This is a genomic window from Sphingobium cupriresistens LL01 (genome assembly GCF_001046645.1).
Lineage (GTDB): Bacteria > Pseudomonadota > Alphaproteobacteria > Sphingomonadales > Sphingomonadaceae > Sphingobium > Sphingobium cupriresistens.
Genome location: NZ_KQ130435.1, coordinates 429,558 through 442,537, shown reverse-complemented (window position 1 = coordinate 442,537; position 12,980 = coordinate 429,558). Strand labels below are relative to the sequence as shown.

Annotated in this window: 13 protein-coding genes and 1 other annotated feature; of the genes, 6 read left to right on the top strand and 7 right to left on the bottom strand. The window is 65.0% G+C overall.

Annotation, left to right across the window (positions count from 1 at the left end; translation table 11 throughout):
- The first annotated feature begins 2 nt into the window (after nucleotides 1-2).
- Nucleotides 3-797 (top strand): Rossmann-fold NAD(P)-binding domain-containing protein, encoded by a 795-nt coding sequence (locus V473_RS15165; protein WP_066606651.1) that lies wholly within the window; start codon nucleotides 3-5, stop codon nucleotides 795-797.
- A 76-nt stretch (nucleotides 798-873) separates the two neighbouring features.
- On the top strand, nucleotides 874-1,026 hold the full coding sequence (locus tag V473_RS24150; protein WP_165363621.1) for a hypothetical protein: 153 nt from the start codon (nucleotides 874-876) through the stop codon (nucleotides 1,024-1,026).
- On the opposite strand, the gene V473_RS15160 is transcribed toward V473_RS24150, so the two are convergent.
- Both V473_RS15160 and V473_RS15155 read right to left on the bottom strand, forming a co-directional pair.
- Nucleotides 1,023-1,919, bottom strand: a complete 897-nt coding sequence (locus V473_RS15160) for a DMT family transporter (RefSeq protein ID WP_066606647.1) — start codon at nucleotides 1,917-1,919, stop codon at nucleotides 1,023-1,025. The genes V473_RS24150 and V473_RS15160 overlap by 4 nt on opposite strands.
- Nucleotides 1,912-2,931: a threonine aldolase family protein gene (locus tag V473_RS15155; RefSeq protein WP_066606644.1), complete on the bottom strand. Its 1,020-nt coding sequence runs from the start codon at nucleotides 2,929-2,931 to the stop codon at nucleotides 1,912-1,914. The genes V473_RS15160 and V473_RS15155 overlap by 8 nt, the downstream gene beginning before the upstream one ends.
- Nucleotides 2,932-3,088: 157 nt before the next feature.
- Here V473_RS15155 and V473_RS15150 point away from each other — a divergent pair, with 157 nt between their 5' ends.
- From V473_RS15150 to V473_RS15140, 3 genes are all read left to right on the top strand, one after another.
- The gene (locus tag V473_RS15150; protein ID WP_066606641.1) at nucleotides 3,089-4,180 is read left to right on the top strand and encodes a branched-chain amino acid aminotransferase; all 1,092 of its coding nucleotides are present in this window, start codon (nucleotides 3,089-3,091) and stop codon (nucleotides 4,178-4,180) included.
- Nucleotides 4,181-4,313: 133 nt separating this feature from the next.
- Complete coding sequence (locus V473_RS15145) at nucleotides 4,314-5,522, top strand: FAD-dependent monooxygenase (protein ID WP_066606638.1); 1,209 nt, start codon at nucleotides 4,314-4,316, stop codon at nucleotides 5,520-5,522.
- An 82-nt stretch (nucleotides 5,523-5,604) separates the two neighbouring features.
- Nucleotides 5,605-5,660, top strand: a sequence feature (sul1 is cis-regulatory element that is thought to sense ions involved in sulfur or methionine metabolism; They are found in Alphaproteobacteria).
- Between the two features lie 67 nt (nucleotides 5,661-5,727).
- Entirely contained in the window at nucleotides 5,728-7,209 is a 1,482-nt protein-coding gene (locus tag V473_RS15140; protein ID WP_066606635.1) for a SulP family inorganic anion transporter, read from the top strand.
- A 25-nt stretch (nucleotides 7,210-7,234) separates the two neighbouring features.
- On the opposite strand, the gene V473_RS15135 is transcribed toward V473_RS15140, so the two are convergent.
- Together V473_RS15135 and acs are read right to left on the bottom strand one after the other, a co-directional pair.
- Nucleotides 7,235-7,747: a cytochrome b gene (locus V473_RS15135; protein ID WP_066606633.1), complete on the bottom strand. Its 513-nt coding sequence runs from the start codon at nucleotides 7,745-7,747 to the stop codon at nucleotides 7,235-7,237.
- A gap of 96 nt (nucleotides 7,748-7,843) precedes the next feature.
- Nucleotides 7,844-9,787, bottom strand: coding sequence for an acetate--CoA ligase (acs, locus tag V473_RS15130; RefSeq protein ID WP_066607468.1), 1,944 nt, complete (start codon nucleotides 9,785-9,787; stop codon nucleotides 7,844-7,846).
- A gap of 184 nt (nucleotides 9,788-9,971) precedes the next feature.
- On the opposite strand from acs, the gene V473_RS15125 reads away from it, so the two are divergent.
- Nucleotides 9,972-10,643, top strand: coding sequence for a glutathione S-transferase family protein (locus V473_RS15125; protein ID WP_066606631.1), 672 nt, complete (start codon nucleotides 9,972-9,974; stop codon nucleotides 10,641-10,643).
- 5 nt (nucleotides 10,644-10,648) lie between these two features.
- Here the strand turns inward: V473_RS15125 and V473_RS15120 are convergent, their stop codons facing one another.
- Genes V473_RS15120 through V473_RS24145 form a run of 3 tightly spaced genes read right to left on the bottom strand, consistent with a single transcriptional unit; the run spans nucleotide 10,649 to nucleotide 12,926 of the window.
- Nucleotides 10,649-11,806, bottom strand: coding sequence for a GGDEF domain-containing protein (locus tag V473_RS15120; RefSeq protein ID WP_066607460.1), 1,158 nt, complete (start codon nucleotides 11,804-11,806; stop codon nucleotides 10,649-10,651).
- A gap of 58 nt (nucleotides 11,807-11,864) precedes the next feature.
- On the bottom strand, nucleotides 11,865-12,743 hold the full coding sequence (locus V473_RS15115) for a LysR substrate-binding domain-containing protein (RefSeq protein WP_066606627.1): 879 nt from the start codon (nucleotides 12,741-12,743) through the stop codon (nucleotides 11,865-11,867).
- Between the two features lie 6 nt (nucleotides 12,744-12,749).
- The gene (locus V473_RS24145) at nucleotides 12,750-12,926 is read right to left on the bottom strand and encodes a hypothetical protein (protein WP_169793948.1); all 177 of its coding nucleotides are present in this window, start codon (nucleotides 12,924-12,926) and stop codon (nucleotides 12,750-12,752) included.
- Nucleotides 12,927-12,980 lie beyond the last annotated feature (54 nt).

Below are 12,980 nucleotides of genomic sequence, written 5' to 3'. Positions count from 1 at the left end.
CTATGCCCCATATGCTCATCCTTGGGCTAGGCTACACCGCCGCTCGCCTGGAGGCTTGCTTGCGTGGCGAGGGGTGGCGGGTTACGGGCGTTCGGCGGAGCGCCGACGCGGATATCCTGGCCTTCGATGACGCCAGCGCCGTCCGCGCCGCCATCGCCAGCGCAACTCATATCCTGTCTTCCGTGCCGCCCGAAGGGGACGCAGACCCCGTCCTTGCCCGCTATGGCGCCGCGCTCGCCGCCGCACCGGCGCTCTGGACCGGCTATCTGTCGTCCACCGGCGTCTATGGCGATGCGGCAGGCGCCTGGGTGGATGAGGCAAGCCTGGTGGGGCAGGGGCGGCGCACCGCCCGCGCCGCCGCCGATGCCGACTGGGGGGCGTTGCGTGCCGACATGCGCCGTTTTCGCCTGCCAGGCATTTATGGGCCGGGGCGATCGGCACTGGAACGGGTGCGCGTGGGCAGGGCGCACCGCATCGCTTTGGCCGGTCAGGTTTTCAGCCGGGTGCATGTGGACGATATCGTCGGCGGAGTGATCGCCAGCTTCGATGGTCCACCCGGCGTCTATAATCTGGCGGATGACCTGCCCTGCGCGCAGAATGACGTGATAGAGGCGGCCTGCGACTTGCTGGCCCAACCCTGGCCGCCGCTCCAGACGATGGAGGAGGCTGCACTGTCGCCGATGGCGCGGGGTTTCTATGCCGAAAATCGCCGGGTCGCCAGTGGCCGGGCGAAGCGGTTGCTGAGCTGGACGCCGCGCTATCCGACTTATCGGGAGGGCTTGGCCGCCTGCTTGTGAGACGGCCTGGCGTATGGTTTACGGCTTGTTAACCGGCGAGGACGAAGGCGGGATCATCATAGTGCAAGGATGATCCATGACCCGTATCGACAAGGCCTTTTCCGCGCTCAGCGACCAGATGCAGCATTTGTCTGCGCCACGACCTGTCTTGGCTCCGTCCGAATCGATTCCCAGCCTGCTCGCCAAAGTCGACGCCGCCAAGCGGCGTTATCAGCCGGGCGCGCGTTAAGTCGCTTTCGAGCGCAGCGCGATGGCCATGCCTGCGATGGCGAGCAGCGCGCCTGCAATGGCCAGCGCGCTCCAGCGATAGCCTTCCGCCAGGGTCGAGATCAGCATCGCGATCACCGGGATCAGCACGCTGCTATAGGCCGCGCGGCCAGCGCCCATGCGCTGGATCAAGGTGAAATAGAGCGGGAAGGTCACGACCGATCCGGCGATGCCAAGCCAGCCTATGCCCAATATATAGCCCAGCCGCGACTCGAACTGCGGCGGGCCGATGGTGGCCCAGGCGAAGGCGGCGTCCACCGCGGCACCGATCAGCATGGCCCAGGCCAGCACCGCCAGCATCGGCAGGCGGCGGGCGATATCCATCCCTTGCATGACATTAGCGGCCGACGCGCTCATCAGCCCGGCGAGCGAGAAGGCCGCACCCAGCAGCACCATATCCGGCCGGACGGTCGCGGCATGATATTCATGGACCAGCATCAATATGATGCCCGTCACCGCCACCAGCGACCCGCCGATGAAGGCGCGGCTGACGGGCTGGCGGAAGATTAGCCAGGCGAGGATCGAGTTGGGAATAAGCAGCATCGCATAGACGACCGCGACCAGGCCGGAGGTCAGATAATGTTCCGCCCGATAGACGAAGTTGAAGTTCAGGACGAACTGGGCCACGCCGAGCAGGGCGGCGTAGACGAGGCCGCTGCGTCCGATGTTAAGCGGGACGCCGCGCCATTTGGCGAAGGCGGCCATGGCGATGCCGGCGAGCAGGAAACGGTAGCAGACCGACCAACTGGCCGGCACTGACCCGATCTGGTCGCGGATCACGATCCAGGTCGAACTCCAGATCAGGGTGACCAGGATGAAGGGCAGGATAACGCCGCCCTGCTTTCCCTCAGCCATCGGTCAAGGCCCGCAGCGCCTGCGCCAGCGGCGCGATGCTGGCCGCGTCTTGCGACCAGTTGGTGACCAGCCGGGCCGCGCCATCGCCCCAATCGTAGAAATCGAAGCCCTGCGCGCGCAGGCGCACGGCTTCGGCGGCGGACAGGCGGATGAACAGCTCGTTCGCCTGCACCGGGTGGAGCAGGCGGCCGATGGCGCTGTCGCCAAGCGCCTGCGCCGCTGCGTTGGCCGCGCGGGCGTTGCGGAGCCACAGGTCGCCTTCGACCATCGCCAGTATCTGCGCGGCGAGATAGCGGCCCTTGGAGAAGAGATGGCCCGACCGCTTGCGCCAGCGCTTTGCTTCGGCCGTGCGGGCTGGTGCGGAGTCGCTGAAGAAGAGCAGCGCTTCGCCGATCATGCCGCCATTTTTGACGCAGCCAAAGGACAGCGCATCCACCCCGGCGCGCCAGGTGATGTCGGCGGGTGCGCAGCCCAAGTGCGCAACGGCATTGGCGAAACGTGCGCCATCCATGTGAAAGCCCAAGCCATGCGCCGTCGCCAGTTCGCCGAGCGCGGCGACCTCGTCCGGGCTATAGACCAGGCCATATTCGGTGGCGTTGGTGATGCTGATCGCGCAGGCCGGCACCTGATGCACGTCGGGGCGGATCGCCTTCAAGCGATCGGCGACGACGTCCGGCGTCAGCTTCGCGCCTTCGCCCGGCAGCGGCATCAGCGTCGCGCCATGGGTGAAGAAGCCGGGCGCGCCACATTCGTCGACGACGATATGCGCCTCCTCATGGCAGATCACGCCGCCATAGGGCGGGCAGAGCGTGGCCAGCGCGATGCTGTTGGCCGCCGTGCCGGTCGCGATCCACAGCGCGCTGACCGGGGTGTCGAACAGGGCGCTGAGCGCGCCATCCAGCTGCGCGCTCCAGGCGTCGCCGTCATAGCCATGATCGGCCCGGTCGGCGGCGGCGATGGCCGCCATGACGGCGGGGCTGACGGGCGTGGCGTTGTCGGAAAAATAATGCATGGCCGCAGCGATACCCTTGGCGTCCGGCGGCGGGAAGAGGCCAGCGCGGCATCGCTGGCCCTTTTCGGCAAAATGGGTCAGTATATATGACCCATTGTTTCATGCGCCGCTCTGTGACATAGGCGGGCACCTTGCACGCCAGAACAGGAGACTCACCATGGCCGCCGAGCAGACATCGCGTTTCACCGTTACCCCCAGCACCAAGGCTGTGGCGGCTGACGCGCGCGGGGTCCTGCTGGAAGATCCGGGCTTCGGCCGGCTCTTCACCGACCATATGGTGACGATTCGCTATACCGAGGGGCAGGGCTGGCACAGCCACGCCATTGGTCCGCGCGAACCCTTCCAGCTCGATCCCGCCTGCGCGGTGCTGCATTATGCGCAGGAAATCTTCGAAGGGATGAAGGCGTATCGGCTGGAAGATGGCAGCATCGCCATGTTCCGCCCGGAGGAAAATGCCCGCCGCTTCGCCGCGTCGGCCGAACGGCTGGCGATGCCGGCCCTGCCCGAAGACCTGTTCCTGGAAGCGGTCGAGGAACTGGTGAAGATCGACGCCGACTGGATTCCGACTGGCGAGGGCAGCCTGTATCTGCGCCCCTTCCTGTTCGCGAGCGAGACGTTCCTGGGCGTCCGCCCGTCCAACGAATATATTTTCTGCGTCATCGCGTCCCCTGCTGGCGCCTATTTCAAAGGCGGCAAGAAGGCCGTGACGCTGTGGGTGTCGGAACATTATACCCGCGCGGCGCGCGGCGGCACGGGCGCGGCCAAATGCGGCGGCAACTATGCTGCGAGCCTGGTCGCGCAGAAGGAGGCGATCGGCCATGGCTGCGATCAGGTCGTCTTCCTCGACGCCGCCGAGAATAAGTGGGTCGAGGAACTGGGCGGCATGAACGTCTTCTTCGTGATGGACGACGGGTCGATCGTCACCCCGCCGCTGGGCGGCACGATCCTGCCCGGCATCACCCGCAATTCCATCATCGACCTGGCCCGCGCCAAGGGCCATGATGTGCGCGAGGAGCCGTACAGCTTCGCCCAGTGGCGCGCGGATGCAGCCAGCGGCGCGCTGCGCGAAGCCTTTGCCTGCGGTACCGCGGCGGTCGTCACCGCGATCGGCACGGTCAAAAGCAAGGACGGCGACTTCACCATCGGCAATGGCGATGGCGGATTGGTGACGGAGACGCTGCGGGCGGAGCTGACGGGTATCCAGCGCGGGATCGTGGCCGATCCGGCGGGCTGGGTGCGTACCGTCTGAGATTATAGGGCTGCGTGCTCCCGCGAAGACGCTGAGACGAGGCACGTTACTCGTTTCAGCGCCTTCGCGGGAGTACATGCTATTTGGTCCAGATCGCTTTTCAATTCTTGGCCAAGCGCCTAGATAGCGTCGCATGGAACGCTTCGATGTCGTCATATTGGGGGGCGGGCTGGTCGGCCTGACCTTGGGTATCGCTCTTTCCGGCCATGGCGTGCGCTGCGCCGTGATCGATCCGGCTGACCCGGTTTCGACCACCGCCGCGGGTTTCGATGGCCGCGTGTCGGCGATTAGCTCGACCAGCTATGCCATGATGAACGCCATTGGCGTTGGCAAGCATCTGGCGGGCAAGGGTTGTCCGATCGACCGGATATGGGTGAGCGACGGGCTGGAGCCGGGGGCGCTCGATTTCGCGCCGGATGCCGACGATGGCGTGATGGGAACGATGGTGCCCAATCGCGACCTGCGCGTCGCGCTGGCGCAGACGGCGGCCGAGGCGGTCAATCTGACTCGCCATCAGCCCGACCGCGCGGTTCATGTGGATCGCAATGAGGATGGCGTCACGCTGACGCTGGCGAGCGGCGTCACCATCCATGGCGCGCTGCTGGTAGCGGCGGAGGGACGCAATAGTCCCACGCGCGAGGCGGCGGGGATCAACACGACGCGCTGGCAATATAAGCATACCGCCATGGTCACGGCGATCGACCATCAACTGCCGCACGCCAATACGGCCTATGAGATTTTCTATGTCGGTGGCCCCTTCGCGCTGTTGCCGATGCTGCCGGGCACCCGGTCCGCCGTGGTGTGGACCGTGCCGACCGAGCAGGCCCCCGCGATGATGAAACTGGGCGAGCGCGCCTGGCTGGCCGAGGCGCAGAAGCGGATCGGCGGCTTTCTGGGCGAGATCAGGCTCGCGGGTCCGCGATCCTCCTATCCGCTGGGCTTCCACCATGCCGCGCGCGTCACCGATACGCGGCTGGCGCTGGTGGGCGACAGCGCGCACGCCATCCACCCGATCGCCGGGCAGGGGGTCAATCTGGGCTTTCGCGATGTCGCGGCGCTCGTCGAGGTGCTGGTGGACGGCATGCGGCTTGGCCTCGATCCGGGCGATGCGCAGTTGCTGGCGCGCTACCAGCGCTGGCGCGGCCTGGATGCGATGATGACGAGCGTGGCGATGGACGGGCTGGTGCGGCTGTTCGATGTGCCGGGCAAGCTGCCCTCGCTGGTGCGGCGCGCGGGGCTGGCGGCGGTGCAACGCAGCGGGGCGCTGAAAGGACGTTTCATGGCGGAAGCGCGGGGGCAATCGGGGGCGTTGCCCAAGCTGCTGTCCGGCGAGATGGTGTGAGGCGGCAGACCAGCAGCGGCTGACGCGAGGGGCGCAAGTGGATTGCGCTGGCGCGTCCACCACGATACAGGGCTGCCATTCGCATGGACCCGGTGCAATTCCGGGTGGCTATTTCGGCCGCCGATCCGCCGAACAACGCGCGTCACAGACTCATTCCCGCGATTGCGTTCGCGCCATTGCTGTGACCTCGTCGGTTTTCCAAAATATGAACAATATAGCTTTTGCGCGCTATCGCGCCGAATGGTTTCAGGGTGCGGATAGCGCCCGACGCGACATATTGGCCGGCATGGTGGGCACCTTCGCCTTGATCCCGGAGGTCATCGCCTTTTCCTTCGTGGCGGGCATCGATCCGCAGGTCGGCCTGTTCGCATCCTTCATGATTGGCATCGTGATCGCCTTTGCGGGTGGGCGACCGGCGATGATTTCCGGCGCGGCAGGATCGGTGGCGCTGGTGGCCGCCGCGCTCGTCCATAGCCATGGGCTGCAATATCTGCTCGCCGCTACGCTGCTGGCGGGGGTGTTCCAGATCGTCTTTGGCCTGCTGAAGCTCGACATATTGATGCGCTTCGTTTCGCGGTCCGTCCGTACCGGCTTCGTCAACGCGCTCGCCATTCTCATTTTCTTGGCGCAGGTGCCGCAGATGCTGGATGTCAGTTGGCACACCTATGCGATGATCGGCGGCGGGCTGGCGATCATCTATCTGGCGCCGCGCATCACAACGGCGATCCCTTCGCCGCTCATCTGCATCCTGATCCTGACCGCGGTCAGCATGGCCTTTCCCATGCCGATTCACACCGTGGCGGACCTGGGCCGCCTGCCGTCGTCACTGCCGTCCTTCGCTTTCCCGGTGATTCCCCTCGCCTGGCAGACGCTGACGATCATCACGCCCTATGCGCTCGCCATGGCGGCGGTCGGTCTGCTGGAATCGATGATGACCGCCAGCGTCGTCGACGACCTGACCGAAACCAGCAGTTCGAAGGCGCGGGAATGCACGGGCCTTGGCCTCGCCAATGTCGTAGCGGGGATGTTCGGGGGCATCGCCGGGTGCGGCATGATTGGCCAGACGGTCGGCAATGTCCGCTACGGCGGGCGTGGACGCCTCTCCACGCTGGTCGCGGGCGTATTCCTGCTGCTGGTGATGGTGCCGCTGCGGCCATGGGTGGCGCAGGTGCCGGTGGCGGCGCTGGTCGCCATCATGATCATGGTGTCGATCAGCACCTTTTCCTGGGGGTCGATCCGCGACCTGGCGCGCCATCCCAAGGTTTCGGGCGTCGTCATGCTCGCCACGGTGCTGGTCACCGTCGCGACCCACGACCTGTCGATGGGTGTGGCCGTGGGCGTCCTGCTGAGCGGCGTTTTCTTCGCCTTCAAGGTGACAAGGCTGATGGATGTCACCTCGACCTACGACGCGACGACGGATACCCGAACCTACACCGTCCTTGGCCAGGTCTTCTTCGCCAGCGCGGATATCTTCGCCGATCGGTTCGACCTGCGCGACACGGCGAGCCGGGTGCGCATCGACCTGGCCGCCAGTCATTTATGGGACATTACGGCGGTCGGCGCGCTGGAGGAGGTCGTCACCAAAATGCGCCATCATGGCGCCACGGTCGACGTGATCGGTCTCAACCGGGCCAGCGCCATCCTGGTCGATCGGCTCGCACCGGCGGTGGGCGGCGGGAAAGACTAGTCCAGCCTCCCTGCGCCTCCCTGCGTCACAGCATCCGGCGCAGCACGTCGTCCTTCAGCACAAGATGGTGGCGCAGCGCCGCGCCGACGTGGATCGCGATCAGGGCGGCCCAGAGCCAGGGCAACAGTTCATGCGCGCCGCGCGACAGCCCGACGATCGCATCTTCCTTGCCCACGCCGAATTTCGGAACGTCGAACAGGAGGAACCAGTTGAGCGGACGGGTGCCCGCCGAAGTCATGATCCAACCCGAAAGCGGCAGGATCAGCATCAGCGCGTAGAAGAGGAAGTGCGTCGCATGGGCGGCGCCCTTTTCCCAGAGTGGCATGGCGGCGGGCAGGCGCGGGGCGGGGTGGACGAGGCGCCAGACGATCCGTAGCAGCGTCAGCGCCAATATGGTGAGGCCGATCGACTTGTGGACCGGCATCACCGCCCAGTCCTTCGGAAAGGCGTCATGGGCGAAACCCAGCGCCAGGTTGAGGAGAATCAGGACGGCGATGGCCCAGTGCAGGGCGCGGGCGACGGCGGTGTAACGGGCCATGGGCGGCTCCTTCTTGCGAATGTCTGCCGGAAGCCAGGGCCATCCTGTCCGATGGCCCTGGCTTCACTCTGAACGTGCCGCCGCGCGGGCGACCCGTCAGGACTGACGATTGGCGATCAGATTGTCCACCACCGACGGGTCGGCCAAGGTGCTGGTGTCGCCCAGCGCCTGGGCCGACACGTCGCCCTCCGCGATCTTGCGCAGGATGCGGCGCATGATCTTGCCCGACCGGGTCTTGGGCAGGCCGGGGGCGAACTGGATTGCGTCGGGCGTGGCGATCGGGCCGATTTCGGTGCGCACCCATTTGACCAGCGTCTTGCGCAGATCGTCGGTCGCTTCCTCGCCGCTGTTGAGCGTGACATAGGCGTAGATGCCTTGGCCCTTGATATCGTGGGGGAAGCCGACGACGGCGGCTTCGGCGACGCTTTCATGCAGCACCAGCGCGCTTTCGACCTCCGCCGTGCCCATGCGGTGGCCCGATACGTTGATGACGTCGTCCACGCGGCCGGTGATCCAGTAATAGCCGTCGCCGTCGCGCCGGGCGCCGTCGCCGGTGGTATATTTGCCGGGGAAGGTGGTGAAATAGGTCTGGAAGAAGCGGTCATGATCGCCCCAGACGGTGCGCATCTGGCCCGGCCAGCTTTGCGCGATGACGAGATTGCCCTCAGCCGCGCCGTCCAGCACATGGCCCTCCGCATCCACGATCTGCGGCGCCACGCCGGGCATGGGGAAGGTGGCGGAGCCGGGCTTGAGATCGGTGGCGCCCGGCGTCGGTGCGATCATGGCGCCGCCCGTCTCGGTCTGCCACCAGGTGTCGATGATCGGGCAGCGGCCTTCGCCCACGACTTCATGATACCAGCGCCAGGCTTCCGGGTTGATCGGTTCGCCCACCGTGCCGAGCAGACGCAGCGAAGCGCGGCTGGTGGAATGGACGAAGCCGTCGCCTTCCTTCATCAGCGCGCGCAGCGCCGTGGGGGCGGTGAAGATGGTCTGGACCTGATGCCGGTCCACTACTTCCCAGATGCGGCTGGGGGTCGGCCAGTTGGGGACGCCTTCGTACATCAGCGTCGTCGCGCCGTTCGCCAGCGGGCCATAGACGATATAGCTGTGGCCGGTGACCCAGCCGATATCGGCGGCGCACCAGTAGATGTCGCCGGGGCGATAATCGAAGCAGAGTTCGTGCGTGAGGGCCGCCCAGAGCAGATAGCCCCCGGTCGTGTGCAGCACGCCCTTGGGCTTGCCGGTGGAACCGGAGGTGTAGAGGATGAACAGCGGGTCTTCCGCGTTCATTGGTTCGGGCGGGCAGTCGGGCGATGTCTTGGCGGCTTCCTCATGCAGCCACAGGTCGCGGCCGTCCTGCATCGTCACCGTTCCGCCGGTCGCCTTGACGACGATGACCTTCTTCACACTGGGGCAATGGACGAGCGCGGCGTCGACATTGACCTTGAGCGGCACCGCCTTGCCGCCGCGGCGGCCTTCGTCGGCGGTGATGACGATATTCGAATCGCAATCCTGGATGCGACCGGCCAGCGCGTCGGGCGAGAAACCGCCGAACACGACGCTGTGGACCGCGCCGATGCGGGCGCAGGCGAGTAGCGCGAAGGCGGCCTCCGGGATCATCGGCATATAGATGGTGATGCGGTCGCCCTTCTTCGCGCCGGCGGCCTTGAGCACATTGGCGAGGCGGCACACCTCTTCGTGCAGTTGGGCATAGCTGTAGCGGCGCGGCTGGGCATCGGGCGAATCGGGTTCCCACAGAATGGCGGTCTGGTCCGCCCGCTGCGCCAGATGGCGGTCGATGCAATTGGCGCTGACGTTCAGCACGCCGTCGGCGAACCATTTGACGCCGAAATCGCCCTCGGCGAAGCTGCTTTCATTGCATTTGGTCGGGACTGTAATCCAGTCCAGCCGCTGTGCCCGCTCCAGCCAATAGGCGTCGCTATCCTCGATCGAGCGCGCATAATCGGCGTCGCGCGCCGCCCGGTCCATCAATGCTCCCTTCGCCCAGCTTTCAGGGACCGGGAAGAAATCATCAGACATTGGGCATCCTTTCCATCGCGAAACCGTTATTGCCGCCTCTTCTATCGCGCTGATAGCAGGATCGAAAGGCCGCACCATGCCGATCGCCACCATCCTTTTGGCCAATAGCGCCCTATGAATGGAATATTATGCGGCGATTTTGCTGCTTCCCCCGCGGCGCGCCCGCGCCTAACAGGGGTCGCTTATGTGGCTGCTTTATCAATTCCCGCTCTGTCCCTTCTCTCGCAAGGTCCGGCTTCTCCTGGGCGAGAAGGGGATCGGCTATGATCTGGTGCGAGAATCGCCCTGGGCGATGCGCGACGAATTTCTGGACCTGAACCCGGCCGGCACGACGCCGGTGATGGCGGACGCGGACAAGGGCGTCACCCTGATCGACAGCCAGGCGATCTGCGAATATTTCGAGGAGACGGTAGAGAAGTTCCCGCTGATTTCCGGCACCGCCGCAGGGCGGGCGGAAGTGCGGCGGCTCACCGTCTTTTTCGACCAGAATTTCTATGGAGACGTGGTCGGCCCGCTGCTGCACGAACGAATGAAGAAGCGGCTGATCGAGCGTGCGCCGCCCGACGCGCGCATCCTGCGCGAGGCGATGAAGCGCGCCAATGTCCATATGGACTATATGGACTATCTGCTGGATCATCGCAGCTGGATGGCGGGTGGGACGCTGAGCCTGGCCGACATCGCGGCGGCGGCGCATCTGTCGGTGGCGGACTATCTGGGTGGGATCGACTGGCAGGGGCATGAGCCGGTCAGACGCTGGTATGCGGGCTTCAAGTCGCGCCCCTCCTTCCGGCCTCTATTGTCGGAACGGATGGAGGTCATCACCCCGCCGGCGCATTATGAGAAGCCGGATTTTTAGCGGTTTTAGTCCGTTTCGGCCGCGAGATAGACGCGGTTGCGGCCATGTTCCTTGGCCAGATAAAGGGCGCGGTCGGCGGCCTTGAGCGCGGCGCGCGGGTCTTCGTAGATCAGCACATTGGCGACGCCGGCGGAAAAGCTGACTCGCTCCATCCGTTCGCCATTGGTGCGGTTGACCAGGCTGCGCGTGGCCAAATCCTCGCGCACGCTGTCCACCGCTTCGCAGGCTTCGGCAGCGCTCTTGCCGCGGAACAGCATCACAAATTCCTCGCCGCCATGGCGGGCGACGTGGCAATGGTCGTTCGAAGCCTTGGCCAGCAGGCCGGCGACGAATTTCAACACCCGGTCGCCCGTATCATGGCCGTGCGTGTCGTTGACATGCTTGAAATGGTCGATGTCGCAAAAGGCGACCGAGAGCATTTCGCCATTCTGCTGCGCCAGGGCCACTTCCTCCCGCAGCACCCCTTCGAATGCGCGGCGGTTGGGGAGGCCTGTGAGATGGTCATGTTCGGCGGCGCGGCGGGCATTTTCCAGGCTGGACTTGAGCGCCTGGGTCTGGCGCTGATTATCGCGCAACTGGGTTTCGACCTGACGGGTCTTTTCGACCATTGAGCGGGTCAGGCCGACCAGGCGGGCCAATACCGGTTCATTGTCGCGGCCTTCGCCCAAATCCTTGGCTTGCTCCTGCAGCGCAGCGCCATAATCCTTCGCCGAATTGCGCGACTCATGCATCAGGCCGGTGAATTGGGTGAGGTTTTCCTCCACCTTGTCCAACATGGTCGCCAGCGATTCGGGCGTCACCTCATCGGCGCGCTGTTCGGCGGCGATCGATTCGATCCAGCCATTGGTGATCTTGCCGCGTTCCATCATCACCGCCCTGATCGCCTTTTCGACGCCAATATTGGCGCCGGTCAGATAATCCAGCGCGACGCTGAAATTGATGGGAGTCAGATCGAGATCATGGGCGAAGAGGAAATCGCCTATATCGCCATAAAGCTGTCGGCGGCGGTTGATTTCCCGGTTGGATGCGGTGCCGCTGCGCGGCCTTAATTCCTCTTCGACGCTATCCTCCTCGGATTTGCCGGAAAACCCTCTGGCCCAGCGCGCCAGACGATCGGTCAGCCCATGTTGCGGGCTGGCGGAAGAAGATTGTGCCCCGTTCATATGCTTCATAACGGACGGCGGGAAACAAGGTTAAGGCGGCGACAGCGAAATAATCGGGTCAGATGTCGGCGCTGACCAGCCAGTCGCGGAAAATGCGCACGGCGCGGGTCTGCAGCGCGCGGGGCCGGCAGACGAAGAAATAGCGATAGGGGCTTTCGACATGGATCGGGAACAGCCGCACCAACCGCGGATCGCCCGACTGTTCATAATGGCTGGCGTGCATCACCGCGACGCCCAGCCCCTGGGCGGCGGCCTCCAGCATCAATTGCCCTGAATCATAATTGTCGATCGCCAGCGGTTGCAGGTCGGGCAGGCCCGCCGCCTCCTTCCAGGCGTCGAACGACATCGCCATGTCGCGGTGGAGCAGGATCGTCTGCTGCGCCAGTTCGGTGGGAGAGGCGAGCGCCTGTGACCCCTCCAGCAATTCGCGCCGGCCGATCAGATAGACTTCCTCATGATCCAACTCATGTGCGTAGAGCGCGGGATCGATGTCCTTCGACAGCACGATCGCCGCATCCAGCCCTTCGCCCAGCCGCGCGACCGCATGGGGCGTCGTTTCGATGTCGATATGCAGCTGTGGATGTTGCTGGCGCAGCTTGCCCAGATGGGGAAAAAGGCGCTGCGTCGCGAACAGCGGCATCACGGCCAGGCGCAGGCGCAACTGGTTGCCGCCGCTCTGAATATTTTCCAGCGCCTGCGCCAGGGAATCGAGGGCGGGCGCGATATCGTCCAGCAACCGCTGCCCTTCGGCATTGATTTCCAGCGCCTGATGCTTGCGGTCGAACAGGGGGCGGCCAATGAAGCGTTCCAGCGCCTGCACGCGGCGGCTGAGCGCCGGAGTCGAAAGGGCGAGTTCTTCCGCCGCCGCCTTGACGGAGCCCAGGCGAGCAACCTGAACAAAGGCCTCCAGGGCCGTGAGGGGCGGCAATCTGCGCATATCTCGTCAAATATCAAAGCCGGTGCGCTGCGCCGCGTCATGTCTTCTTGTCGGGCGCATCGCGAGCCGGGGTTCAAGCATCCTCTCCGCACTGAGCAGGAAAATGGGCAAAATGGCAAGATGCATTTTTTGCAACTCCGCGTTTCTTTTCGCACTTGCAATAAAATGTGCCGCGCCGCACATAGGAGGTGCCTTTCAGGCATCCTCTCCTAAAACTTTCAGGGCTGGCCTTTTGGG